The organism is Kosakonia oryzendophytica (assembly GCF_900094925.1).
Classification (GTDB): Bacteria; Pseudomonadota; Gammaproteobacteria; order Enterobacterales; family Enterobacteriaceae; genus Kosakonia; species Kosakonia oryzendophytica.
In genome coordinates this window covers 114,452-137,890 of record NZ_FMAY01000010.1, presented here as the reverse complement: position 1 = coordinate 137,890, position 23,439 = coordinate 114,452, and the positions used below count along the sequence as shown (strand labels likewise).

Sequence of the window (23,439 nt, the reverse complement as noted above, 5' to 3'; positions counted from 1 at the left end):
AATTCAAGTTACATGACGCGACAGGCAAACCCTTTCAGATACAGCCCTTCCGGGTAGGTAGCGATCACCGGATGATCGGCGGCCTGACGGAACTGCTCTATAAATTGTACATCACGACCAGCATCTATTGCGGCATCGGCGATGATTTTCTGAAATAAATCTGTGGTCATCAAACCTGAACAGGAGAATGTCAGCAGTATCCCGCCGGGATTCAGTAGCTGGATCGCCAGCATATTGATGTCTTTATAGCCCCGGCATGCACCCATAAGCTGGCTTTTATTTTCAACAAATTTGGGCGGATCCATCACAATAACATCAAAGGTTTCCCCTTGATCGCGGTACTTACGCAGCAGTTTAAATACGTCATCGCGCACAAATTCCGCTTTGCTGAGATCAAGTTTGTTCAGCGTCACGTTTTGTTTTGCAACATCAAGGGCTTCCTGTGAGGTGTCAACGCTGACTACCTGGCTGCACCCTCCCATTAACGCTGAAACTGCGAACCCTCCGGTGTAGGAGAAGCAGTTAAGGACGCGCTTATCTGCCACATAACGGCGGGTAGCCAGACGGCTATCACGTTGATCGAGGTAGTAGCCGGTTTTATGTCCGCCCTGAATATCGACATATAGCTTCATGCCGTTTTCTTCAATAGGCAGCAGAGCGGGCGGCAGTTCGCCCAGAACCGGCCCTTGGGTGAGTTCCAGCCCCTCTTTCTTACGTACTGCAACATCGCTGCGATCATAAATGGCGCAATGCGGATAGAGCATTTGCAGCGCGGAGAGCAGAGCAGGGCGCTGATACTCCGCCCCTGCGCTCAGCAACTGCAGAACCAAAAAATTGCCAAAGCGATCGATGGTCACACCGGGCAGGCCATCGGATTCGCCCGCAATGAGACGATAGCTGTCGAGGCCGTCGCGCTGCGCCACCCAGTCGCGCCACTGCTGTGCACGTTGCAGGCGGCGGGTAAAGAAAGCAATATCAATCGTTTCGTTTTTATCAAACGTCCAGACGCGGGCACGTATTTGTGATGAGGGCGATAATGCGCCTCGCGCCAGCCATTTACCCTGATGATCGACAATATCGACGGTTTCTCCGAGGCTGGCTTTACCTTCCATGCGCGCGACTGCGCCGGAGAAAACCCAGGGATGGCGGCGCAACAGTGATTTCTCGCGCCCTTTGGCTAACACTAAACGTACACTCATAGTCGGCTATTCTGTAAACTGAAGAAAATGGGCGCTATTGTCACGGGTTCGCCGTTTAAATGCAACGCGCCAGCACCGAAAGGAGGACGAAGATGGCACATGTATGCACAATCGCCTGGATACACGGAATGGTGCAGGGAGTTGGGTTTCGTTACAGCACGCAGCATGAAGCTCAGCGACTGGGCTTGACGGGGTATGCGCGTAATCTTGATGATGGCAGCGTAGAAGTGCTGGCCTGTGGTGAAGCTGAAGGGGTCAACAAACTGATTGAATGGCTAAAAGCAGGCGGGCCGCGCAGCGCCCGGGTCGACAGGGTTCTTACTGAACCGTATCAACCCGGTAAAGAATGGACCCGTTTCGACATTCGCTATTAAATGCACTTCACGGGCTTTGGCAGGCCGGCGATTTTTGTCGCCTGCTTTGCCGGTCCTTTCGGGAACAGGCGGTACAGATAGCGGCTATTACCTTTCTCTTCGCCATATTTATTCGCCATCGCTTTAACCAGCATGCGAATGGCGGGAGACGTATTGAACTCCAGGTAAAACTCACGCACAAAACGCACCACTTCCCAGTGCTCAGCGGTGAGGGCGATATTTTCTTTTTCCGCGATCACCAGCGCCAGCGCTTCGCTCCAGCGTGCGCTCTCTTTTAGATAGCCTTCGCTATCGGTCTCTATTTCATTACCTTCAAAGATCAACATAGTTTTTCACAACGTCAGTCAACAACGGCGGGAGTGTAGCAAAAAACAAAGCCCCGCATAAGCGGGGCTATAGGAAGAGCAGTATCAAGGTCAGTCCCTGCTGGCAAAACCGAGAATACTCAACAGGCTGACAAAGATGTTGTACAGCGACACATACAGGCTCACGGTGGCGCGGATATAATTCGTTTCCCCCCCGTGAATGATGTTGCTGGTTTCAAATAGAATCGCGCCACTAGAAATAAGAATGAACACTGCGCTAATTGCCAGGTGTAACGCCGGAAGCTGCAGGAAGATGTTAGCTACCATACCGATCAGCACAACAACCACACCAGCCATCAGCATGCCGCCAAGGAATGACATATCTTTGCGCGTGGTCAGTACATATGCAGAGCAGCAGAAGAAGACCAGCGCAGTACCGCCCAGCGCCAGAGCAATCACATCACCCATACCCGCAGAGAGGTAAGCGTTCAGCATTGGACCAAGGATATAACCGAGGAAGCCGGTAAACGCGAAAGCGGCCAGAATACCCGTCGGTTTGTTTGCCAGTTTATAGGTCAGAAACATCAGACCGTACATACCGACCAGCGTCAGGATAAGCCCCGGCGCGGGCAGCATTAAGACTGTACTTGCGGTCGCTGTGATTGCAGAAAACGCCAGCGTAAGGCTTAACAGAAAGTAGGTGTTGCGCAAAACCTTGTGGGTGCTTAACAGGGATGTGCGGTCACGCGATGAAGTAATAATACGATCCATGAGTCACTCTCTTATGACAGATGTAATTAAGTGTGGAGTCTAGAAAAGACTTGCTCCCTGACAAAGTTGTTTTACCCATCTTTACTCATAAAGCAAGTCTGTTTTAGCGCAACTTGTAGGCAAAAATGCACGCTCTGTTGTTGGAACAAGCAAATGTGATGCAAATCCATATTGGTGTCTTATATGTCACTGAAAAATATTGCCCTGTAATCATTTGAGCGCTAAGAGTGTATTTGCATCGTCATAATATTAATGATCAAGGGCAAAGGACATGAAACCTCAAACACGTATTCATACTGCACTTTCTTTATTGACTGTCGGCATCCTGAGCGTATGTTCAGGCGCGTTTGCTGCGACGGTGCCGGCGGGAACCGCGCTCGCAGAAAAACAGGAGCTGGTACGTAACAATGGCAGTGAGCCAGCGTCACTGGATCCGCATAAAGTCGAAAGCGATGTCGAATTTAATATCATCAGCGATCTCTTTGACGGGCTGGTAGCGGTCAGAAAGGATGGAACCATTGAACCGCGCCTGGCTGAAAAATGGGAAAACAAGGACAACACGGTCTGGGTTTTCCATTTACGTCCGGGTATTACCTGGTCAGACGGTACGGCAATCACGGCAAAAGATGTGGTCTGGAGCTGGCAGCGACTGGTTGATCCAAAGACTGCGTCCCCCTATGCCAGTTATCCTGGCAATATGCATATCGTCAACGCGACGGATATTGCGAAGGGCACGAAAGCCCCGGATACGTTGGGTGTGAAGGCGTTGGATGACTCGACGCTTGAGGTGACGTTGACGCAACCGACGGCCTCTTTCCTGCCAATGCTGGCACATCCTTCACTGGTGCCAGTAGATAAAGTGTTAATTAGCCGGTTCGGCGAGAAGTGGACAAAGCCGGAGCATATAGTCACCAGCGGTGCTTATAAAGTGACGGAATGGGTAGTGAATGAGCGTATTATTGCTGAGCGAAATAAGCGCTACTGGAATGATAAAGAGACAATAATCAATAAGGTGACATATCTGCCGATCAATTCGGAAACCGCCGACGTTAACCGATTTAAAGCCGGTGAAATTGATATCACCTATACCATCCCTGTGAATCAGTTTGCACAATTACAGAAAACGCTGGGCGATCAGGTCAATGTGGACCCGCAACTGGCTACTTATTATTACGAATTCAATACCACCAAACCGCCATTTAACGATCCACGTGTGCGGCGGGCGCTTAATATGGCGCTGGATAAGGATATTATTGCTGATAAGGTCATGGCCCAGGGACAGCGTCCTGCATGGGTGATTAGCCAACCGGAAATTGGTGGGGTAAAGATAGCTTCACCTGAATATGCATCATGGCCCCGCGAGAAACGTCTTGTCGAAGCAAAAAAACTGCTCAATGAGGCGGGTTTCAATGATACCCATCCGCTGAGTTTTAATTTGCTTTATAACACCATGGAGACGCACCAGCGCATCGCTATCGCAGCCAGCTCAATGTGGAAGAAAAATCTGGGGGTTGAGGCTAAATTGCAGAACCAGGAGTGGAAGACCATGCTGGATACCATGCACAACGGTAACTTTGATGCTGTTCGCTATGCATGGATCGCTGATTATGACGATGCCGCAACGTTTTTGAACAATTTCCGCACAGGAGATAGTGAAAATACCAGCCAGTACAGTAATCCGGCTTACGACACTGCTTTGCGTAACGCGGCGAAGGCCAAAGATATCACCGAGCGGGGTAAGTATTATCAGCAGGCGGAAGATATCCTGGGACAGGATGTGCCAGCGATACCGGTTTACCATTATGTTCGTACCCATTTGGTGAAACCTTGGGTGGGGGGATTCGCACCTGATAGCCTGGGGTACTACCTGACAAAGGACATGTATATTAAGAAACACTGATTGTTTTGCCTCTTGCTCGCTGAATAAATGGTCATTGTGTTGATTTTTCAGGCGAACAACACGTTTTTGATGTTTTTTCAGGCAAATAAACATTCTCAGGCTTTACAGAAGACGCGAGGGTGTTTATAGTGCGCCTCATTCCGGAAGTGTGGCCGAGCGGTTGAAGGCACCGGTCTTGAAAACCGGCGACCCGAAAGGGTTCCAGAGTTCGAATCTCTGCGCTTCCGCCAGATTAAACAAGGGGTTACCGAAAGGTAACCCCTTTGTTTTTTTCTAAGGTGATGGGCGAGGGATGTTTATCTGGCCTGCAGCCTGATCCTGGCATCAGTATCCCAGCATTACTCCAGTTGCTTCATATGTATTTCAGAAATTCTGGCCGTTTCGATCGCGCATATCGTTGTGCGTTACCTTAACCTCACTGGCAATCTGATGTCGTCAATTATCGTATGACAGTATAATGATATTTCCTAAGCATGAAGGCTGAAAAATATCATATTAGCTATTCTTCATTGTTAATTCAGCGTGCACAAAAAAATAAAGGTCGTTTGCCGATTGCAAATAGAAAACCACTATCACCTTGATTTTGAATAAAATAATTAATATATTTTTGTGGGTAGACATAAAAATCAGGCATGACCAGGGCAATGATGTCATCGGATAAGGTTTCAACATTTTTAACTTTGTTTACCATAGTCGATGTGAAGTTGTAGGTATCTCTGTTTTCTGTCCATGTATAAGAAACATCTCTGCGTATATTTCCCGCAGGGTGATTGTTTTTTATATAATTGCCACTAACAGCTACCACACCTCGATGTTCTTTCAGATTATACATAAAATCTAATGTCAGATTAGCGTGAGTATCCTCATAAAAAACCACGAGGGAGGCAGTACATTTTTCCTCATTATAGTGTCGCGATATTAAAAATTGATAAAAATAGTCCACGGCTACACCGACGACAAAGAAAAAAAAGGAAAAGAAAATTATTTTCTTTCTAGTCACTATTGATTCCTCGGAAATAAAGTGAAACGCATTCAGGTCCCGATGTCGTTAAAATGTTATTTTTGCAAATCAATGCAGTTAACGTGGGCGATGTTTTGGACATGGGAAAATATACCCAAGGGTAATTCTTGCAATTTAAACCTGACTCTAATATCAGTGACTTATATTTCTGATAGTTACTGCTACCGTCTAATGGGTCGTCTTTAGTATAGAAACTGCATCCGTTATCTTTTTCCATTAATGAGTAAGAATTAAGTAAGCCAGTACCACCGCTTAAATGTTTTGCAACGCTGTTTATAAATAGACCTATAGAAAAAGAAATAAGCATTACAATAATTGGCAGCTTATAGCGATGGGCGAATGCTATTTTTTTTAGGAATGATCTTTTATGAATTACACCAGGGCCATTCTCTTGGAGATCCAACTCCCCATCATGTAGATTCGCGGGGATATTGACCTCATCACTTCGCGCAGAAGGAATGTCATCTATGTTATTATGGTTTATTGTAATATTTTCCGCGTCAGACCGTTTGGCTATTTTAACGCTTCCGTCTATCTGAAAACCTTTTCTGGGGATGGTCGCAATTAATCTTCTATCCGTTTCTCCTACGGCGCGCAATCCTCGACGAACAATAGAAATATTCTGGTAAAGAGTATTTGTTGGTACGAGCATACCTTCCTCTTCCCAAACCTTTTTGAAGAAGTCCTGCTGGAGTACTATCTCCGGAGAAGCTTCCAAAAGGAGTAAGAGACAGCGGCTGGCAGGCGTTGTCAATGTTACGTTCATCTCTGGATTGCAGGCTGATGTCAGCTTTTTTGCATCCGGTCGGAATTCAATATTATCGTTGATAATCCAATACATATATCTATATACGCCACAGCCGGTGGCGATGTCCCTTTTTAGAATTACATCTTCTCTGATTAAAAGCGTTGGCTCTATTTATTTCATCATATCAATGGAATGTTTACCATTCTTTTTTACAATGATTTGTGTAGCATAACACAAATACTTAACACCGTGTAAAACCAGGCTTTTATATAAGTAAGCAAGCGTTCTTCCTTGAGGGCAGAAATCGATGCATGAAAATAGATAGGTTAATACATATATAAAAAATGAATTCGTAATGCCTATTCATTGATGGGTATTATACAAAATTACTTTTACAGCGTTAATTATTTACATACGTCTGTGACCTTTATAAAACGATCGTCATAAATAATGAATATATTTGCTGAGGTTTCGAGCCGCTTCTTCTGAAGAACATCTCCGGGACGCATATACCACGTATCACTCTCATCCTCTGTCGCTTCACAATTTGGTTTTATGAGTAACCTGAACCAGGTGTTACCACTATTTTTAAACAAACCAGCCTGTCGATCATATACCCATCTGAAATCAACGTTGCGGGGACGAACGACCAAAATTGTATCGATTACAATGACAGGTATTATACTGACGTTCCCATTGTTGTTACTGAAATTTGTCCGGTTTTGTAAGGGGATTTCCTCAAATGCAATACGATAGTAACGCTCGGTATTATCTTTAGGACCATTGAAAAAAAATTTAAAAAAATCTCCTTCGCCGGGTTGCAGTGTTATTTGTCGAGGAGAGAATAGCAGTTGTCCGTCTACTGGCTGAATTTTATTTTCATGCGGCCCCGGGGTATCTATGGGTACAGCAGCTACACGATAAAGACGCGTCGCTTTATTATTATTTATAACATACTTAGTCACCATCCTGCTTGCGGGGGGCATTGAAAAGGTCAGACTACCGACATAAATAGCCTGGGAATAGGTGCTTATAGAGAGTGCGACCGCAATACCTATAAGTTGTCTGATTTTAAGGAACATTTTTCCACGTTGCCTTTATTCGAATTTCACCGGATGCACTGACATCACCATACCACCCCGTTTGGTTTACCGTGTTTAACGATTCTGGGGAATCCATGGCTATGGAAAACTTTACATTTGATTTATTCATAACACCTGACACCCCAGTTGTGTCTGTCCAGGGAGTTGTAATCCACAGAGCATCAGTTATATCTCGCCATTGACCGTCACAACCTACATCATAAGTTTTATCGACCCCTCCTTTTGTTGTAAAGATCAGTGAAGCAGGGAAAGGCACATGCATAAGGCCATCATCGGAACTAAAAATGCACCACGGACGGCCATTAATATTTTGCGTTGGGCCGGTTATTTGTACCATGACTTCATCCGCTGCTGTTTTACCGTTGGTTGTAACAATATAATCAAAATCAAGGGCAGGTTTAGCTCTTCCTACCGCTCCGGTACGATGGGGATTAATCATATAATCTTTAGATATAATGCTAACACTGAAGTCGCGAGGTTTAATAACCATTTGCGCAGAAGGCGAAAATTCATACCAACCTGACTCTGGGGCCGTGATGTTCTGAACCCGAAAATTGAATAAGTCATGTGTGTTAGTATCGCTTATTCCCAGATTAACCATCGTTTTGAAAAAATTACCCGATAAAAAGATATAGAGAGAATCTCTACCTTTCATGTCATTAAATGAATAATAATTGGTTATACCACTAACATTTTTCCAGGATCTTCCATCAATACTAAATTGCATGTCTCCGGATTTGATTGCTGCTGCCAGCGTAGGATGGTTGATGGCCGGGAAAATACGAATTGAACTATTATTAAGACCATTGTGATTGAGGGTGTAACTCATCATTTTGCATGTTACCCCTGTATTTCCCCCAAGGACCTGAATATTACATTCGGAGTTGCCTTCTCCTAACGTTGGTCGGCCATCACTGTCTATAAAAACCTCTGATAACGCGTTTGTATTGTATAACTTCAAATGCGCTGCTTTGGTATAGGATACTTTTCGCACGTACCAATAGCCGGACCCCATATATCGGCAGCGTTGACCAGCAATCGCGTTATAACTCTCCCGGGTCTGGCAGGTATTTATTGTCATGGTAAAATTACTACCAACCGGAGTGGCATTGAGATATTGGTAAAACTGATCGGACATCATTCCATGCATCCATTTTGCATCGCCAGTCGGTACGATAACACCATAAAATCCTTTAGCATCGGTGGCTTGAGGCGGAATCATACTCGTATTCATATCGCAACCTGAATACCAGTTAATACAACGTAACCCTCGGAGTGGCTGTGAGACGGGGCTATTCTCTAACCACATATCAAATCTCCAGTTCCCTAGCAGCAGTGTGTTATAGCCATTATCGATATATCCAAGACTCTCCTGGTATTTCGTCCCCGAACCTGAATACTTTAAGCCAGTCCAACGATTCGAACCGGTCATGCGAGGATCCAATACCCCCCCAGGGGTCACAAAAAAATTGTCGTCTGTGTCATTTTCGATAAATACATACTCACGTGTTGGCGCGTCTCCCCACACTGTTTTGGTCACAGCCGGATAGCATGGGGTTGCCAGCAAGCAACTAAGGCATAAAAAATAAGATAAATCCCGCTAATCTTCATGGACACTCCCTGCAGAAAGGGTCGCGGTATACGTTTTTAAACCCTGACAGACGATATCACCAACCCAAATTGCGCCACGCGCGTGTTGGATATCCAGAGATGCTTCACAACTTTTATTTTTTCTGTAAATAAAATCTATGTCTGGATAATTTTTATCAATATCAATAATAAATTCACCATTACTGTCGGTTGTTGTTTTACCAATGTGATTATTGATTTGAACATGAGTAAGCAATGTTCCATCTTCCGCATGCATGCGGCCGAAAACAGTAACCATTTGCCTGACTGATGGGCGAATCAATACAAGATTACCGGGATAAAGCGTGAGCGCGGTTTTTCTGTCACTCACAATATCGTAACTATCTAGCGAGTCTTTACTATTATTGATTTCGACGTCGTAGCGATTGTAAGGCTCAAGAGGGATATAGTTTTGTTTACCGCTTAACTGAAAAGTACGGCCATTAATCCTTGCTGTAAGTTTTCCTTCATCATTAACGTCAGTGTTGAAAATTACACCCGCATTACCTTCGCTATTACCGCTTGCAGCAATATGTTTTCCGACCCAGCCGATACTTCCACTGGCTGTCAGGTTGGTATTGATATATCCATCCATCCCACTATTGATATTTAATGTTCCCGATGAATAACGGGTTTCATATTTTGTCCATGCTCCACCACTGAATGTATCGTTATCTTCACTTGTCCCCGATATAGCGCGAGAAAGATTCGCCCCAACAGTACGAATAACGCTGCCCTGAAAGTATTTTTGTGCGGACAGATTAGCGATGGTACTGCCATTTTGGTGTGTTAAACCCGTTCTAAGCCAGCCACCCAACGGCAGGGTAAAATCAAGTCCGATATATTTCTCCGTACGGATACGATTACCGTTGTACCCGCTTTCGTACCGTTGTATTCCTGCACGCATCCCTAAAGAGCCATACTGACCGTTATAGAGCGACTGAGTATAATCAGAAGTGAAGTAATGACTTCGATAGCGGCGGTCGTCGTTATAGCTACCGCTTATTGTGCCCAGGAGGGGCCATATGGCATTCAGATTCAATGATGCACCGATTGCCCGATTATCTGATCCATTGCGGCGTAACCTATTGCCAATAATGGCTTTATCCTGACTGAACCAGACGGAACTAAATCCCCCCGGGAGTGTGGCACTCAGGCTACTGGTGCTGCTCCAGGAGCGATCGGTGGACAACATGTTTTGCATACTTAACGTCATATAACTGGCAATGGGCCAGGAGAGTTGTGCCTCGCCAATAGTAAGTGCGTTATAGTTATATCCCGTGGCCATCCAACTAAAGCTTTCAACTCCACCTGCTGCGGACAACCCCATAAGAACCGTGTTTTTTGCCCGCAGTTTCTCCCCATTTTCCGTACTCCAGGCATTCATCTGCATACTCCCACCCCAAATTTGCCACCCAACAGGCATACCGGCCCCCCGGGTGTGTGCGAAAAATTTGTTTATGCGCTGGATGGTTTTACTGACCGTTTGACCATTAACAATTACTTCGGTACTGATGTCATAAATACCGTATGGCAATCCCCGGGTATCTACTTCATGACTACCCATGCCGAAGTTTTGTACACTGAGTAATTTCCCATCCCGGGATAAATGAACTTCTCCAGCTGAAGGAAGAAACACGACGACAGGCAGGGTGGAATATGATGAATCGAAGACTGTTGAGTTCGCATTGTTTCCCCATGAAATACCATAAATTTTCCCCGAAGTGATTGCAGTTATTGGACCCAGCGATTGCATATTCCATGTGTCTAACATTCCACCCGCAAAACGATAACCCGCAAAGTCACGTTCATACATAGCCTTGTATATTTCTTTTTGTTGTCTGTTTGTCCCGATGCCGTAAAGTGTTCCATCAATTGCAATATGGTGTTCACGTAAAGCAGTGACGTTATTCATCGAAAGATAACTGGACGTATTATTCTTTCCATCTCTCATTTGGTTATTATAAATGCCAAGATTATAGCTTATTGTATGGCTGATGTTTTCCCCGCTGGATTTACCAATGTCATCGCTGCGAGAAAGTAAGTGGGTTTGTAATGCTTGCTGACGGACAATAAGTTGTAGTGTGAGTTGCTGGAAATTCAAGTATAATCTTGCATTCTGACTCAGCCGGATGACAAAGTTCTGGTCAAATGCCGTTTGTTTAAGTGTGGATAGCTCGTGACGTGTTTTTTCATTTATCGATGAATTATTATCACGCTCTTCAAGGGTGACTTGATGTACATGGATCGCATTATTGATAAGTAATATAGAAACAGTCCCGATACGTTGATCGTCCTGGTTATTCTGCACGCCATCCAGGTGCAGGAAAAGTGGTATAGCCATTCCATCACGCAATGCGCTATCAAATGCTTTTGGTATGATAATGCCGCCAATTTGACTGATATGAGATGTGACGGCAAAAGTGCTGTTTGAAACAGTAAAGAGCACAATACCTAAAGTATTTAGAATTTTTTGGAGATGATTATAAAGCATACACAAATATGATGACTCCACGATAAAATAATTATTTTATGGGAATAAAGTGCTCGGCTTGCCAAAGAGCAATGTGTCCGTTGGGATTTAATACATCAACATGTGTGAATATTCGTGATTTTCCGGGCATCAGGAAGTAGTTTTCCTTACATTCGCGGCTTTGTTGTGTTAGGCATGGGCCATATGCAATGAGTCGGAGTGTGGCGTTACCTGTATTTAATATTTTACCCGGTGTGTACTGATAGTCATATTTCACTTTGCGTGGCGCTACGACCAAAATTGTACTGATACGGGCAGATACTGTTGCGATAGCATTCCGTGATGAGTTATTTCTTTGTCCCTCACTTAGTGCTTGATCAAGCCATGTTATTCGGTAATACCTTTCTCTGTTATCTTCAGGGCCATTGTAATAAAAACGGATGATTTCATTGCTCTTTGCAGGTAATAATAAACTGCCGGGAGTAAATAAAAGTTCATTTTTGCTATCCATTGGAATGGTTTCCCCATTATCAAGCGGTGAGGTTATTCTATCTACATGGATATTAATGAATCGCCCTGAAGTGGTAGTGTTTTTAATCTCTTTACTTATCATCGAATCGTTACTATGCATGAATGATGAGATATCACCAACATCAAGCGCTGATACGGGGAACGTACTGATTAGAAGACTCCATACTAACAAAATAGTCTTTTCCATTGGCATACCATTAAATAAGCAGGGCGGTTCACCGCTCCTGCTTTAGATAAAACAATCAGCTGGTCCAGGTTGTATCGAATTGAACACTGACGTCACCACTCCAGATTCCCTCAGGAAGTTGGCTGAAATCAGAGGCTTGTGTGGAACCATCTACTGTGCCGTTAATAATTGAGAATGTGAAGCTATCCTGCGCTGCTGTGCGGCCTGGGGTATTGTAACCATTACCCAGAGGACTTAAATTCCCGCCAAGGATACCGTTAGCTGTATCAATCATCACAGTATCGCTACTTTTAGATAAAGTTGTTCCCAAATAACTTACGCCGACATCGAGTGTGGAGCCTGAACCGTTGAGTTGTGTTAGCGTATTTGCAAGTAGTCTCGAGGTGAGTTTAAATGCTGTTGTTTGAGGCTCACCTTCCAACGCGACGTCAAATAAACCTTTCTGTGAACCAAAACCACCGATGCCTTGAGCATATTGGAAGGATAAGCTGCCTAGAGGTGTTACGATCAGTTTGCTTGATGTATCTTTTTTTGCTGTTGCGGACCAGGTCGCAACGGCCTGAGCCGTAACTCCGGCCTGAACACTTCCGGTTGTAAATGTCGCCATCAGTGCAAAAATAAATGCAGTCTTTTTCATATTAATTAACCACCATGTTGAAGGGCAATTTATATTGGCGAAATCCCATGTGGACAACCATGGGTGTTTTGCAAGGTTGAGCATTCTGTTGTTCCCGCCTGTTAAGATCGTATGTATATAGATACGGTGATTATGTATTAACTCCTGGGCCCATGATTGCTCAGAATTAGTATTGGTATTTACATATTCATATTGCGAAAATGTCTATCGACAAATAAGACATTAATCCTTTTTCGGACCATTTATTTGCATGATTAAGATTAGCAGTGGTCGTCCTTTCCGGTTAGTAAAAAAATATAATGACGAAATAAAATAAGTTACATTACATGTGTGTTAATTAAAAAGTCCGAAACAATCAGCTAGTTATGCCTTTTTTTAACTTTTAGCTAACATTTATGTTGTGTGACAGGATAGATGATGTGTTTTTTTAAGAGCTATAGAGATGGTTTTTACCCGGTGTGTAATTAAATATTTCAGTGAAAATAGAAAATTATAAGAAAAATATTGATAATTTTAGATTGGGAAGAGCTTGCGCCTGCATGGAGAAAGGAATAGGGAAGAGCGCAAAATAAGAACTGTCCATCGTATTGCCAACAAATTTGTGGCAGATATCTGCGGAGTGGGTGGTCAGAGGGAGAGTTACGTGAAAAATGAAACGCATGACATTGGACAATGGGTTTTATTTATTAAGCAGGATGTGATTGAAAACGTAAAGCGGTATGGTTTATTGAAAGGAACTGGCTTTATCTCTAATTCAAAATCCTTAATAAAAATTATTTAACTTATATGTTTTGTAGCTTCGCCTCGTTTTTGTTATTCCTTGTAGAAGGTATGATAGTCATCAAATGGCAAGGCGCAATGTGCTTTCCCGCCTCGATTAGTGAACAGTCTCATATCAGTCAGGTTAATGCCTCCGTTTGTACTGTAATATGTAACAGGCGGAGGTAGAATGATTGCGGACGGTAAGTTATAAATTACAACCCGGTTGTTCAGCTTTGGAGCGCGACGGAAGTCGGGGGCAGGAATCTTCAAGGAGTTTTTCCCGGATAAGAAGAAGATCATTAATTTTCTTTCCGCCAAGTTTTTTACATGCTCTGGTGCGATAAGCGTACACTTTTTTGGGTGACAAGTTTAAGGCATTAGCAATTAAGTTAATGCTGCTTCCTTTTAGTGACTCATTCAGAATGATGTTTTCGATGTCACTAAGCATACTACTGGTTGTTCTGTATTTTTTCTCTTTTTTGATTGTGAAATTAATGGCTTCAATGATGCTGGATAATGACTCTCTTGATTTTATAACATTATCGGCATCGCCGATCACTATATCCCTCGTGCCTTCCAATAATACTAACAATTTGCTTTTTTTATTTATTGACGATATCGCTCTCGCGTAATAACTATTTTTGACATCGACATGGAGAATTACCATATCATCACAGGTTAATTCTTCTACGTGAAAATTGTTCAGATCATATGCAATTGTTTTCCACCCTTTTAATTTTGCCAATGCAACAACTCCATACCGCAAATAAATGTTACTGCTCATTATATAAATATTCATGTCTTCCCTGGCTGTGTGATTTTATGTAATGGAGTATGTAATTGTAAGGTGTTCGACGGGCAACTCTGAAATTAAATTATCTTAAATGCGTAGGCAAAACATGCAAATGCTACAAAAACAATGGTTATTTCTACCACACGTTAATTGACATGTTTTGTGTTGATCATCAGTCAATGAAACACTTTATCTTTTCGTCATCACCGATCTTAAACACCTTATATGCATACCGGCTTAACATTTAAGGTAAGTGACTAACACACGCAAAAGCGCAGCGATAACATATGTGTAAACCCCAAAACGAATAACAGGTCTGTTAATGACTTTCGTTTATGCTGTTTCTGCTACGTCTATTTTATAAGGTCTATACTTCATTCATGCATAGAGATGCTCACTCAAGATTTGGTTTTTAATTCTGTGTTATGTTTACTTTTTGACTTTTAAACCTGCGTAGCCTCTTATTGATAGATTTTTATTTGACCTGCCAGTGAGCCACGGAAAACGTTCGCTATCGCTGGCATCGTTTTACATGCTGACTGCTATCGACAGTCCATGTTCAGACGCTAGCCCAAACCAGAGGTATTTTTACTGTAGAGGTTTGAATGATGGAGACTTATATTAAAACAATGAAAGGTGAGTGGGAGGATTTACTCGGTCAGACAGACTTCCATATACGCCGCATGGCTGCAGAACTGGCCAAAGCTCATGCGCACGAACTGAGTATTGCCTTCTATCGCATCGTCCTTGCCGACGCGCACGCCGAGGAGTTTCTGTCAAACGAGCAGGTAGAAAAACAACTCAAGCATGCCCTCGAATTGTGGATCGTTGAGGTTTTGTCGTGCCAGGTAGAGGATATCGATCGTCAGATACAGGTTCAACAACATGTTGCCGAGATCCATGCGCGCATTGGTATTCCGGTTGAACTTGTTGAGATGGGATTTCGCGTACTCAAAAAACTGCTCTATCCGTTTATTATTGCCTCGTCATGCAGCGCACAAGAAAAGCTGGAACTCTATCATTATTCTATCAACAGTATTGATCTGGCGATGGAGATTATGTCACGGGCGTTTTCATTTACTGAAAGTAGTTCCGCAAAAGAGGATGAAAACTACCGCATATTCTCTCTGCTGGAGAATGCTGAAGAGGAGAAGGAGCGTCAGATCGCGGCGTTGCTGGCGTGGGAAATGGATATGATTTACAAAGTGTTGTTGGATTCTGACTTAGGTAATAGCCTGCCACTAAGCCAGTCGGATTTTGGACTTTGGTTTAATCACAAGGGACGCCATTATTTTAGCGGTATCGCCGAAGTTGGGCATATTTCAAGGCTATTACAGGATCTTGATGAACTGTTTCGTAATATTGGTATGACACCAAAAGCGCTTCGCAACAAACCTATGCGAATTAAGTTTTTGATGCAAATAAGGAATACGCTTGCGCAAATTAATTCATTGTTGCGGGAGTTATTTGATGAAGTGTCTCGTCATGAAGTCGGTATGGATGTCTTAACGAAGTTACTGAACCGTCGATTTTTGCCCACTATTTTCAAACGGGAGATTTCGCAAGCCAATCGCGCTGGCTCACCGTTGTCGGTGCTAATTATTGATGTGGATAAATTCAAACAGATTAATGACACATGGGGGCATATTGTGGGTGATGAAATCCTGCGCAAAGTATCAAATGCCTTTTATGATAACGTTCGGAGTTGTGATTATGTTTTCCGCTATGGCGGCGATGAGTTTGTCATTGTATTAACTGAAGCATCCGAAGTTGACACTCTGCGTATTGCTGAACGTATCCGCACACGCGTGGAGAAAACAAATATCAAGTCGCCCACTGGCGAGAATATTGCACTTTCGTTATCTATTGGCGCGGCGATGTTCAGCGGACATCCTGACTATGAGCGGTTGATCCAGGCTGCGGACGAAGCCCTGTACATTGCCAAAAAAAGGGGACGGAATTGTGTTGAGTTGTGGAAAGCTGCACCCTAAGTATTGTCTCCGTTTTTTCAACGAGCCGCGCGTGGCGGCTCCTTTTGCAACTACAGACTACCTGTGCCGCCATCCACTAACAGCTCGGTCCCGACCACATAGCTGGACTCATCGGATGCCAGGAAAAGCGCGGCTTTCGCCAGCTCTGTTGGTGTGCCCAGTCTGCCGAGCGGCACCAACGCGTTAATATCGCTTTGCAGCGCCTGTTGCGCCGGGCCGCTTAACCCAAGTTTATTCATCGCCGGCGTTTCCACCGGGCCCGGGCTCAGCCCGTTAACGCGCACACCACGTGATAACAGTTCCCCTGAGAGCGTTCTGGCAAGTGAAAGTAATGCGGCTTTGCTCGCCGCGTACACGCTGCTGGCTGGCAGCCCGATGCGTGCGCTGACAGAGCCGCACAGAATCACCGATGACGGATTATGCAGCAACGGCAATAGTGCCTGGATCAGAAAATAAGGGCCTTTCAGATTGGTATCCATCAATTGATCCCAGTTTTCTTCACGCCACTCCTCAAGCAAACCGTGGGAGACATCCCCGGCATTAATATACACCACGTCCACTCGAGGCCAGCGTGTGGCGAGCGCTGTGGCAAGCTGGCGCTGCTCATCGGTTCGCCCGGCATCGGAGGCAATCACCCACGCGTCTGGCCCTAACATCGCCTGTGCCTGCGCCAACGTAGTTGGGTTGCGCCCGGTGATCGCAACTTGCGCCCCCTCGGCAATAAATGTCTGCGCCGTGGCCAGTCCAATGCCGGTGGTTCCACCCGTGATCAACGCATATTTACCTGCTAAACGGCCCATTTTTTCCTCCTCATCTTTGACTTGAGAAGGCACTATAAAGTCGTTAGTATCTTTTGAATACAAGGTACCAAATGGATACTAAAGAGGCGGGAGGTGCGCTATGGCGGAACCAGCGGTAGGGGGGCCGGAAAAAAATAATGCGACAGAACCCTGTCCGATGACGGATTTTGTCAGCCTGATTTCGGGAAAATGGGCGATCCCGATCCTTTATCGCTTGATTGTCCTGAACACGCCGGTGCGTTTTAGCGATCTGCAACGGGCAGTGTCCCCGATTACGCAAAAAGAGCTGACGCGCCAGCTACGTTTGTTTGAACAGCGCGGGCTGGTGTCGCGTCAGGTCTATGCGGAAGTGCCGCCGCGCGTGGAATATTGCATTACGCCGCTGGGATCAACCTTGCGAAGCGCACTGGATCCGCTGGCGGAGTGGATGCGCAGTCACGGCGGCGCGTTAAAACGTTAACGGTGGGTGTAGCGGGACGCTGGTTTACCATTGCGTGCAGCGCTGAATAGCGCCAGTCGAGCCGCTTCCCACTCCTCCCATAACTGCACATTTTCTACAGGCGGTATGGTCACGGGTTCACCAAGATCCAGCCCCGCCAGTGCGGCATCCACTAAATCTTCCGTGGTCATCACCGAACCTTCCGGCAAAGCATCCAGCGTAATACCGGAATGGCCCCAAATTTCTGTGGCTGTTGCCGCAGGCAGTACTGCCTGAATGCGAATGTTGCTGTCGGCGAACTCTTCCTGTAAACCGCGGGTGAAATTCAGCACCCAGGCTTTGGTTGCACTGTACACGGCGCTGCCTGCACGGGCATGGAATGCTACTACTGACGCAATATTGATTAGGGTCCCACGATTGTTCTCAACAAAGCGGGGCAACACCGCCAGCGTCAGGCGCATCAGTGCGGTCGTATTCAGTGTATTGATGGCTTCATGTTGTTGTGCCGTGCTGCTGAGGAATGGTGAGAGCGCTGCTGCTCCGGCATTGTTAACCAGCACCGCAATTGACGCATCTTCCTGGAGTACCGTTTCAACGCGCTGAATACCCTCAGGCTGGCTAAGGTCGGCTACCATGGTCCGGGCCTCGATACCGTAACGTTGTTGTAGATCCGCGGCCAGTGAGTTCAGTCGGTCTTCGCGGCGAGCGACCAGCAGCAGGTTGTAGCCTCGGGCAGCAAGACGGTCTGCATAAACAGCGCCAATGCCAGAAGATGCGCCAGTGATAAGTGCGGTAGTGGTCATGTTCGTTTCCTCTCACAAAGTGGTTTTATAATGAAACTATATTCAGCATGCGGCATTTGGTTTTATTATGCAACCAAATAGAGGGCAAAAAATGCGCTATTGGGAAAGAAAAGAGTAACGTGTTGAATTACTGCGGGCGGGCAATACGCAATGTCACCTCTTCAGGTTGCAGTTCACGCCCATCTTCTGCACGTAGCGCCAGTTTCTGTAACGGTCGGCGTGACTGATTATCCACCAGCACGCTGGCAGGTTCGCCCTGCGCAAACAGCCATTCGTTCCCCCATTGTGAGAGCGCCACCAGCACGGTTTGCAGGGAACGGCCTTTATCCGTCAGCACGTACTCCTGCCATGCACTGCCATCAGAGGCCGGTTGCATACGCAGGATCTCTTCATCCACCAGCAGTTTAAGTCGTGCGGTCAGCATATTTTTGGCGATGCCAAGGCTTTTTTGAAACTCGCCGAAGCGTTTAATGCCACTTAGCGCGTCGCGTACAATCAACAGCGACCACCAGTCGCCAATAATATCCAGCGAGCGGGCGACAGGGCAGAAGGTCTCTTCAAGGCGGGTGCGTTTCATGGTGTTCCTCCGGTTAGTGGTTTAATTATAAAACTACCCATGGCAGGAAAACATCGCTTTTTGCGCCAGAACACACTCCGTGAAATGCGTCCCGGTTTGTCGTCATAAATGTGTCACACTTTTATTTTCAGGCTGAGAAAAGAGGAAAACAGGATGAAAACCGTACTCTGGCTCACGGCGATCGCCGCTGCTATGGCAACACCTGGCGTGATAGCGCAAACCACGCCGCAGAGCTACCAGTTACAGCAAGTGTTGATCATGAGCCGACACAATCTGCGTGCGCCGCTGGCAAACAATGGCAGCGTGCTGGAGCAATCCACACCAAACGCCTGGCCTGAATGGGATGTCCCTGGCGGTCAGCTCACCACCAAAGGTGGGGTACTGGAAGTCTATATGGGGCATTACATGCGCGAATGGCTGGCGGAGCAAAAGCTGGTGAGTTCCGACGAGTGTCCGGCGTCGAACAGTGTTTATGTGCGGGCGAACAGCCTGCAACGTACGGTCGCGACCGCTCAGTTCTTTATCAGCGGTGCTTTTCCGGGCTGCGATGTGCCGGTTCATCATCAGGATAAGATGGGCACCATGGATCCCCTGTTCAACCCGGTTATTACAGATGAGTCTGATGCTTTTAGCCAGCAAGCGGTAAGTGCAATGGAGGCGCAGCGTAAGCAGTATGCGCTGGGGGAAAGCTATGCGTTGTTGGAGAAAATCACCCGCTACCGTGAGTCTCCCGCCTGTAAAGAGAAGCAGCAATGTTCACTCGCGGACGGGAAAGATACATTCAGCGCCAAATACCAGCAGGAACCGGGGGTATCCGGGCCGCTGAAAGTGGGGAATTCATTGGTTGATGCCTTTACCTTGCAATACTACGAAGGTTTCCCTCTGGATCAGGTGGCGTGGGGTGAAATCAAAACAGAACAACAGTGGCGGGTATTGTCGAAGCTGAAAAACAGCTATCAGGACACGCTGTTTACCTCGCAGCAAGTGGCGCGCAATGTGGCGAAGCCGCTGGTGAAATACCTCGACAACGCTTTGGTGGAAGAGGCGGGCAACGCACCGAAAGTCACGGTGCTGGTGGGACATGATTCTAACATTGCGTCATTGCTGACAGCGCTTGAGTTCAAACCTTATCAGCTTCATGACCAGTATGAGCGCACGCCGATTGGCGGCAAAATCGTCTTCCAGCGCTGGCATGACACCACTGCGAATCGCGATCTGATGAAAATTGAATACGTCTATCAGAGCAGTGAACAGTTACGGAATACGCAAGCGCTGACGCTCAAGGCTCCACCACAGCGCGTGACGCTGGCATTAAAAGGTTGTCCGGTCGATGCCAATGGTTTCTGCCCCATCGATAAATTCAATACGCTGATGCGTGAAGCAGCGAAGTAAGGAAAACGCTCCCCCGTGATTGCGCGGGGGAGCCAACAGCTAGACGTTCTGACGCTCTATCGTTTGTTCTCCCCAGAAGAGCGCGTCTTTATCTGTCTTTTCGAAGGCGCGCAGCAAGACTTCATCGCTGCCTTCCTCCCAAATTTTTTCCGCCAGCACTTCATCGTACCCGGCGATCTCAAAAATCGCTTCGGCGATTTCTGGCGACGTGTTACGTAAACTGGCCCATTCACCTACGCGATGAGCTTTCGCTTCTTGAGTTGGCATCTGTGTCCTCCTGTAGAAGGTTAGCCGTTCAGTTTTACTGCCAGACCAGCAACATACTCACCCTGATAACGGGCAATCGCCAGCTCTTCGGCACTTGGCTGACGCGACCCGTCGCCACCGGCAATGGTTGTCGCGCCGTAAGGCGTACCGCCGCGAACCTGTGAAACATCGAACAGTTCCTGTGCGGCGTAGCCGATGGGAACAATCACCATCCCATGATGTGCAAGGGTAGTCCATGTTGAGGAGATTGTATGTTCCTGTCCGCCTCCGGTGCCGGTGGAGCTAAAGACGCTCGCCAGCTTGCCATATAACGCGCCAGAGGCCCACAGACCGCCGGTCTGATCCAGGAATGTTCGCATCTGCCCCGACATATTGCCAAAGCGGGTGGGCGTACCAAAAATAATGGCGTCATAATCCGCCAGTTCCTGTGGTGTCGCGACCGGGGCGTTTTGCGTTTTCCCCCCGGCCTTCAGAAAGACTTCCGCCGACATGGTTTCCGGCACGCGCTTGATGACGACCTCTGCGCCATCCACTTTTTGCGCCCCTTCAGCTATTGCATGCGCCATCGTTTCAATGTGTCCATACATGGAGTAGTAAAGTACCAACACTTTAGCCATTTCTGTCACTCCTCGGTTTGACGTTAGCAGGCAGCATATCGCTGCGTTCTTTTAAGCGTATGCTGTGACAGGCAGAGTGCAAGTAAGAGCACCATTTCTTTGATAAATAACAAATTAGTTAAAAAGCATTGCCTGTTGCAATTGGACACATTTTCGCAGGTGTCTTTTTTTAAAGACTTAAGAGGGGCTTATCGGTTTCGCTTGGGTAATATCAGCCAATCGGCAGGGAACCTGTTGCAGGATATTACCGAATGCTGGCTGGATCGCCGTATTCCACTAAGCTTAGTTGCACGCGGCGCAGATAAAGGCTCTGCCTTAACGTCGTGAGGTGAAAGAATCCTCTTTTACTGAATGCAGTATGATGTCTGATATTTCACTTATCTGGAGGTGAGACATGGCAAACCATCGTGGTGGTTCAGGTAATTTCGCTGAAGACCGTGAAAGAGCATCAGCAGCAGGTCGTAAAGGTGGTCAGCAAAGCGGGGGCAATTTTAAAAATGACCCTCAGCGCGCCTCAGAAGCAGGAAAAAAAGGGGGCAAAAACAGTCACGGTAGCCGCAGTAGCAGCTAACGATGATGGCAGGCAACGCTGACCCGTTGTCGACCATGCCCGCCGCCGGGGAGACCCGGCGGTTTTTTTTATCCTTGCGTCGTCCCCCGACCCACCGCACACTACGACGTTTCTCCTTTTATGGGTCGCTATATGTCTTCTTCCCGTTACGCTTTTTCCATTAAGCCTCAGGAAGCACTGTTGATCTTGATCACCATGTTCTGGGGCGGCACATTTCTCGCGGTGCAGTATGCGGTGACCATGAGCGGCCCGTTCTTCTTTGTGGGGCTGCGCTTTGCCACTGCGGCGCTGGCGGTTGCGCTTTTGTCGCTGACGATATTGCGTAACATCACCTGGCGGGAGGTGAAAGCGGGCGTGATGATTGGCGTCTCCATTGCTCTGGGCTACAGTCTGCAAACCTGGGGACTGCAATCCATCCCCAGCAGTAAATCTGCGTTTATTACCGCCATGTATGTACCGCTGGTGCCCTTGCTGCAATGGCTCTGTCTCGGGCGTATGCCTGGGCTGATGTCCTGCATGGGCATCGTGCTGGCGTTTACTGGTTTGCTGCTGTTGGCCGGGCCGGAAGGCAATCTGCTGGCACTCGGGAAAGGGGAACTCATCACGCTTGCCAGCGCACTGGCGATCGCCGCCGAAATCATTCTCATCAGCGCCTGGGCCGGAAAAGTCGATGTTCGCCGGGTAACGGTGGTGCAACTGCTGACTGCGTCTGTTGTTTCATTTTGCGCGATGTTCCCGTCAGGGGAGTCCGTGCCGCCGCTCTCACCAGGCCTGGTGCTGGTGGCGTTAGGCTTAGGGATTTTCAGCGCCATTATCCAGGTGGTCATGAACTGGGCCCAGCGTAGCGTTTCGCCCACCCGGGCCACGGTGATTTATACCGGCGAGCCAGTATGGGCGGGGGTGTTTGGTCGCCTCGCGGGGGAGCGTTTACCGTTACTGGCGTTATTGGGTGGCGCGTTGATTGTGCTGGGCGTGCTGGTGAGCGAACTGAAGCTGAAAAAGAAAAAAGCGCCGTTGCCAGCGCCTGAAAAACGTCTGAATCAGGAGCCCTGATCCAGACAGGCCGGGCGTACCAGCGCATGGTAGCGCCGGTCAAACCATACCAGTCCTTCCGGTACCGGTTGGCGCGCAATGTCCACTATCTGGCAAAACAGGATATCGTGCGTACCCACGCTGGTGACCTGGCTAATAAGGCAATCGAAAGACGCCAGCGCGCCCAACAATCGCGGGCAGCCCGTTTCGCCTGGCTGCCATTCAGCCGCGGCGAAGCGCTCCGCCATTGCGGTTTTCCCGCCAAACAGATTCGATAATGCCTCTTGTCCCGCCGCCAATGTGTTAACACACAATGTCTGGTTCTCGCGAAACACGGGCCATACTGAGGCATTGCGATTCAGGCACACCAGTAGCGTTGGCGGTGAATCGGTCACACTGCATACGGCGCTGGCGGTAAAGCCGGCGCGCCCGGCAGGCCCATCGGTTGTAATGATATTCACGGCGGCGCCAACACAGGCCATGGCGTCGCGAAATGATTGGGTATCGATGCTCATAG

At 47.0% G+C, this 23,439-nt stretch carries 25 protein-coding genes and 1 tRNA gene; 9 read left to right on the top strand and 17 right to left on the bottom strand.

Annotated elements, in window-relative coordinates; all coding sequences use genetic code 11:
- Positions 1 to 8: 8 nt before the first annotated feature.
- Positions 9 to 1,199, bottom strand: a complete 1,191-nt coding sequence (rlmI, locus tag GA0061071_RS17095) for a 23S rRNA (cytosine(1962)-C(5))-methyltransferase RlmI (RefSeq protein ID WP_061494722.1) — start codon at positions 1,197 to 1,199, stop codon at positions 9 to 11.
- 92 nt (positions 1,200 to 1,291) lie between these two features.
- On the opposite strand from rlmI, the gene yccX reads away from it, so the two are divergent.
- Positions 1,292 to 1,573, top strand: coding sequence for an acylphosphatase (gene yccX, locus GA0061071_RS17090; RefSeq protein ID WP_061494723.1), 282 nt, complete (start codon positions 1,292 to 1,294; stop codon positions 1,571 to 1,573).
- On the opposite strand, the gene tusE is transcribed toward yccX, so the two are convergent.
- A complete protein-coding gene (gene tusE, locus GA0061071_RS17085; RefSeq protein ID WP_088236572.1) occupies positions 1,570 to 1,899 on the bottom strand; it encodes a sulfurtransferase TusE in 330 nt (109 codons plus the stop codon). The genes yccX and tusE overlap by 4 nt on opposite strands.
- A 90-nt stretch (positions 1,900 to 1,989) precedes the next feature.
- Complete coding sequence (gene yccA, locus GA0061071_RS17080) at positions 1,990 to 2,649, bottom strand: FtsH protease modulator YccA (protein ID WP_061494725.1); 660 nt, start codon at positions 2,647 to 2,649, stop codon at positions 1,990 to 1,992.
- Positions 2,650 to 2,920: 271 nt separating this feature from the next.
- Here yccA and GA0061071_RS17075 point away from each other — a divergent pair, with 271 nt between their 5' ends.
- A complete protein-coding gene (locus GA0061071_RS17075; RefSeq protein WP_088236571.1) occupies positions 2,921 to 4,549 on the top strand; it encodes an ABC transporter substrate-binding protein in 1,629 nt (542 codons plus the stop codon).
- Between the two features lie 142 nt (positions 4,550 to 4,691).
- Positions 4,692 to 4,779: transfer RNA gene (locus tag GA0061071_RS17070), tRNA-Ser, on the top strand.
- Positions 4,780 to 5,066: 287 nt separating this feature from the next.
- On the opposite strand, the gene GA0061071_RS17065 is transcribed toward GA0061071_RS17070, so the two are convergent.
- From GA0061071_RS17065 to ecpA, 7 genes are all read right to left on the bottom strand, one after another.
- Positions 5,067 to 5,492 (bottom strand): hypothetical protein, encoded by a 426-nt coding sequence (locus GA0061071_RS17065; RefSeq protein ID WP_408612877.1) that lies wholly within the window; start codon positions 5,490 to 5,492, stop codon positions 5,067 to 5,069.
- Between the two features lie 49 nt (positions 5,493 to 5,541).
- On the bottom strand, positions 5,542 to 6,411 hold the full coding sequence (locus GA0061071_RS17060; RefSeq protein WP_088236570.1) for a winged helix-turn-helix domain-containing protein: 870 nt from the start codon (positions 6,409 to 6,411) through the stop codon (positions 5,542 to 5,544).
- A gap of 311 nt (positions 6,412 to 6,722) precedes the next feature.
- The gene (locus GA0061071_RS17055; protein ID WP_088236569.1) at positions 6,723 to 7,400 is read right to left on the bottom strand and encodes a fimbrial biogenesis chaperone; all 678 of its coding nucleotides are present in this window, start codon (positions 7,398 to 7,400) and stop codon (positions 6,723 to 6,725) included.
- Positions 7,390 to 8,988, bottom strand: coding sequence for a fimbrial adhesin EcpD (gene ecpD / locus GA0061071_RS17050; RefSeq protein WP_209446742.1), 1,599 nt, complete (start codon positions 8,986 to 8,988; stop codon positions 7,390 to 7,392). Before ecpD ends, GA0061071_RS17055 begins: the two co-directional genes overlap by 11 nt.
- Positions 8,989 to 9,021: 33 nt before the next feature.
- Positions 9,022 to 11,544 carry a CS1-pili formation C-terminal domain-containing protein gene (locus GA0061071_RS17045; protein WP_088236567.1) on the bottom strand — a complete coding sequence of 841 codons (2,523 nt, stop codon included), beginning with the start codon at positions 11,542 to 11,544 and terminating at the stop codon, positions 9,022 to 9,024.
- A 31-nt stretch (positions 11,545 to 11,575) separates the two neighbouring features.
- Positions 11,576 to 12,241 carry an EcpB family pilus assembly chaperone gene (locus GA0061071_RS17040; protein WP_088236566.1) on the bottom strand — a complete coding sequence of 222 codons (666 nt, stop codon included), beginning with the start codon at positions 12,239 to 12,241 and terminating at the stop codon, positions 11,576 to 11,578.
- Between the two features lie 55 nt (positions 12,242 to 12,296).
- A complete protein-coding gene (ecpA, locus tag GA0061071_RS17035; protein WP_088236592.1) occupies positions 12,297 to 12,878 on the bottom strand; it encodes a common pilus major fimbrillin subunit EcpA in 582 nt (193 codons plus the stop codon).
- Between the two features lie 643 nt (positions 12,879 to 13,521).
- On the opposite strand from ecpA, the gene GA0061071_RS23470 reads away from it, so the two are divergent.
- Positions 13,522 to 13,659, top strand: a complete 138-nt coding sequence (locus GA0061071_RS23470; RefSeq protein WP_167352660.1) for a hypothetical protein — start codon at positions 13,522 to 13,524, stop codon at positions 13,657 to 13,659.
- A gap of 186 nt (positions 13,660 to 13,845) precedes the next feature.
- On the opposite strand, the gene GA0061071_RS17030 is transcribed toward GA0061071_RS23470, so the two are convergent.
- Positions 13,846 to 14,424 (bottom strand): LuxR C-terminal-related transcriptional regulator, encoded by a 579-nt coding sequence (locus GA0061071_RS17030; protein WP_245191441.1) that lies wholly within the window; start codon positions 14,422 to 14,424, stop codon positions 13,846 to 13,848.
- A gap of 617 nt (positions 14,425 to 15,041) precedes the next feature.
- Between GA0061071_RS17030 and GA0061071_RS17025 the strand changes: the two genes are divergently transcribed.
- Positions 15,042 to 16,424: a diguanylate cyclase gene (locus tag GA0061071_RS17025; protein WP_061494783.1), complete on the top strand. Its 1,383-nt coding sequence runs from the start codon at positions 15,042 to 15,044 to the stop codon at positions 16,422 to 16,424.
- Between the two features lie 50 nt (positions 16,425 to 16,474).
- Here GA0061071_RS17025 and GA0061071_RS17020 read toward each other — a convergent pair whose 3' ends face one another.
- Entirely contained in the window at positions 16,475 to 17,224 is a 750-nt protein-coding gene (locus tag GA0061071_RS17020) for an SDR family oxidoreductase (protein ID WP_088236564.1), read from the bottom strand.
- A gap of 100 nt (positions 17,225 to 17,324) precedes the next feature.
- Here GA0061071_RS17020 and GA0061071_RS17015 point away from each other — a divergent pair, with 100 nt between their 5' ends.
- Complete coding sequence (locus GA0061071_RS17015) at positions 17,325 to 17,684, top strand: winged helix-turn-helix transcriptional regulator (RefSeq protein WP_061494785.1); 360 nt, start codon at positions 17,325 to 17,327, stop codon at positions 17,682 to 17,684.
- Here the strand turns inward: GA0061071_RS17015 and GA0061071_RS17010 are convergent.
- A complete protein-coding gene (locus GA0061071_RS17010; RefSeq protein WP_088236563.1) occupies positions 17,681 to 18,466 on the bottom strand; it encodes an SDR family NAD(P)-dependent oxidoreductase in 786 nt (261 codons plus the stop codon). The two genes, GA0061071_RS17015 and GA0061071_RS17010, sit on opposite strands and share 4 nt — an antisense overlap.
- Before the next feature lie 127 nt (positions 18,467 to 18,593).
- Positions 18,594 to 19,043: a winged helix-turn-helix transcriptional regulator gene (locus tag GA0061071_RS17005; protein ID WP_061494787.1), complete on the bottom strand. Its 450-nt coding sequence runs from the start codon at positions 19,041 to 19,043 to the stop codon at positions 18,594 to 18,596.
- A 153-nt stretch (positions 19,044 to 19,196) separates the two neighbouring features.
- Between GA0061071_RS17005 and agp the strand changes: the two genes are divergently transcribed.
- Positions 19,197 to 20,435, top strand: coding sequence for a bifunctional glucose-1-phosphatase/inositol phosphatase (agp, locus tag GA0061071_RS17000; protein ID WP_061494788.1), 1,239 nt, complete (start codon positions 19,197 to 19,199; stop codon positions 20,433 to 20,435).
- Between the two features lie 39 nt (positions 20,436 to 20,474).
- Here agp and GA0061071_RS16995 read toward each other — a convergent pair whose 3' ends face one another.
- Entirely contained in the window at positions 20,475 to 20,702 is a 228-nt protein-coding gene (locus GA0061071_RS16995) for a YccJ family protein (protein WP_061494789.1), read from the bottom strand.
- Between the two features lie 20 nt (positions 20,703 to 20,722).
- Positions 20,723 to 21,319 (bottom strand): NAD(P)H:quinone oxidoreductase, encoded by a 597-nt coding sequence (gene wrbA, locus GA0061071_RS16990; RefSeq protein WP_061494790.1) that lies wholly within the window; start codon positions 21,317 to 21,319, stop codon positions 20,723 to 20,725.
- 394 nt (positions 21,320 to 21,713) lie between these two features.
- Between wrbA and GA0061071_RS16985 the strand changes: the two genes are divergently transcribed.
- The gene (locus GA0061071_RS16985; protein WP_071889987.1) at positions 21,714 to 21,890 is read left to right on the top strand and encodes a con-10 family general stress protein; all 177 of its coding nucleotides are present in this window, start codon (positions 21,714 to 21,716) and stop codon (positions 21,888 to 21,890) included.
- 132 nt (positions 21,891 to 22,022) lie between these two features.
- Positions 22,023 to 22,943: a DMT family transporter gene (locus GA0061071_RS16980; protein ID WP_088236562.1), complete on the top strand. Its 921-nt coding sequence runs from the start codon at positions 22,023 to 22,025 to the stop codon at positions 22,941 to 22,943.
- Here GA0061071_RS16980 and rutF read toward each other — a convergent pair.
- Positions 22,931 to 23,437: an NADH-dependent FMN reductase RutF gene (gene rutF / locus GA0061071_RS16975; protein ID WP_088236561.1), complete on the bottom strand. Its 507-nt coding sequence runs from the start codon at positions 23,435 to 23,437 to the stop codon at positions 22,931 to 22,933. The genes GA0061071_RS16980 and rutF overlap by 13 nt on opposite strands.
- Positions 23,438 to 23,439: the final 2 nt, after the last annotated feature.

Excerpts from the sequence above, each read along its gene's own strand:
- GA0061071_RS17040 (WP_088236566.1), bottom strand. The coding sequence starts at position 12,241 with ATGGAAAAGACTATTTTGTTAGTATGGAGTCTTCTAATCAGTACGTTC.
- GA0061071_RS17015 (WP_061494785.1), top strand. The coding sequence starts at position 17,325 with ATGGCGGAACCAGCGGTAGGGGGGCCGGAAAAAAATAATGCGACAGAA.
- GA0061071_RS17055 (WP_088236569.1), bottom strand. The coding sequence starts at position 7,400 with ATGTTCCTTAAAATCAGACAACTTATAGGTATTGCGGTCGCACTCTCT.
- GA0061071_RS17020 (WP_088236564.1), bottom strand. The coding sequence starts at position 17,224 with ATGGGCCGTTTAGCAGGTAAATATGCGTTGATCACGGGTGGAACCACC.
- tusE (WP_088236572.1), bottom strand. The coding sequence starts at position 1,899 with ATGTTGATCTTTGAAGGTAATGAAATAGAGACCGATAGCGAAGGCTAT.
- yccX (WP_061494723.1), top strand. The coding sequence starts at position 1,292 with ATGGCACATGTATGCACAATCGCCTGGATACACGGAATGGTGCAGGGA.
- GA0061071_RS16995 (WP_061494789.1), bottom strand. The coding sequence starts at position 20,702 with ATGCCAACTCAAGAAGCGAAAGCTCATCGCGTAGGTGAATGGGCCAGT.
- GA0061071_RS17010 (WP_088236563.1), bottom strand. The coding sequence starts at position 18,466 with ATGACCACTACCGCACTTATCACTGGCGCATCTTCTGGCATTGGCGCT.
- GA0061071_RS17025 (WP_061494783.1), top strand. The coding sequence starts at position 15,042 with ATGGAGACTTATATTAAAACAATGAAAGGTGAGTGGGAGGATTTACTC.
- ecpA (WP_088236592.1), bottom strand. The coding sequence starts at position 12,878 with ATGAAAAAGACTGCATTTATTTTTGCACTGATGGCGACATTTACAACC.
- GA0061071_RS16980 (WP_088236562.1), top strand. The coding sequence starts at position 22,023 with ATGTCTTCTTCCCGTTACGCTTTTTCCATTAAGCCTCAGGAAGCACTG.
- yccA (WP_061494725.1), bottom strand. The coding sequence starts at position 2,649 with ATGGATCGTATTATTACTTCATCGCGTGACCGCACATCCCTGTTAAGC.
- GA0061071_RS16985 (WP_071889987.1), top strand. The coding sequence starts at position 21,714 with ATGGCAAACCATCGTGGTGGTTCAGGTAATTTCGCTGAAGACCGTGAA.
- rutF (WP_088236561.1), bottom strand. The coding sequence starts at position 23,437 with ATGAGCATCGATACCCAATCATTTCGCGACGCCATGGCCTGTGTTGGC.
- wrbA (WP_061494790.1), bottom strand. The coding sequence starts at position 21,319 with ATGGCTAAAGTGTTGGTACTTTACTACTCCATGTATGGACACATTGAA.
- GA0061071_RS17045 (WP_088236567.1), bottom strand. The coding sequence starts at position 11,544 with ATGCTTTATAATCATCTCCAAAAAATTCTAAATACTTTAGGTATTGTG.
- GA0061071_RS17075 (WP_088236571.1), top strand. The coding sequence starts at position 2,921 with ATGAAACCTCAAACACGTATTCATACTGCACTTTCTTTATTGACTGTC.
- GA0061071_RS17005 (WP_061494787.1), bottom strand. The coding sequence starts at position 19,043 with ATGAAACGCACCCGCCTTGAAGAGACCTTCTGCCCTGTCGCCCGCTCG.
- agp (WP_061494788.1), top strand. The coding sequence starts at position 19,197 with ATGAAAACCGTACTCTGGCTCACGGCGATCGCCGCTGCTATGGCAACA.
- rlmI (WP_061494722.1), bottom strand. The coding sequence starts at position 1,199 with ATGAGTGTACGTTTAGTGTTAGCCAAAGGGCGCGAGAAATCACTGTTG.
- GA0061071_RS17060 (WP_088236570.1), bottom strand. The coding sequence starts at position 6,411 with ATGTATTGGATTATCAACGATAATATTGAATTCCGACCGGATGCAAAA.
- GA0061071_RS17030 (WP_245191441.1), bottom strand. The coding sequence starts at position 14,424 with ATGAGCAGTAACATTTATTTGCGGTATGGAGTTGTTGCATTGGCAAAA.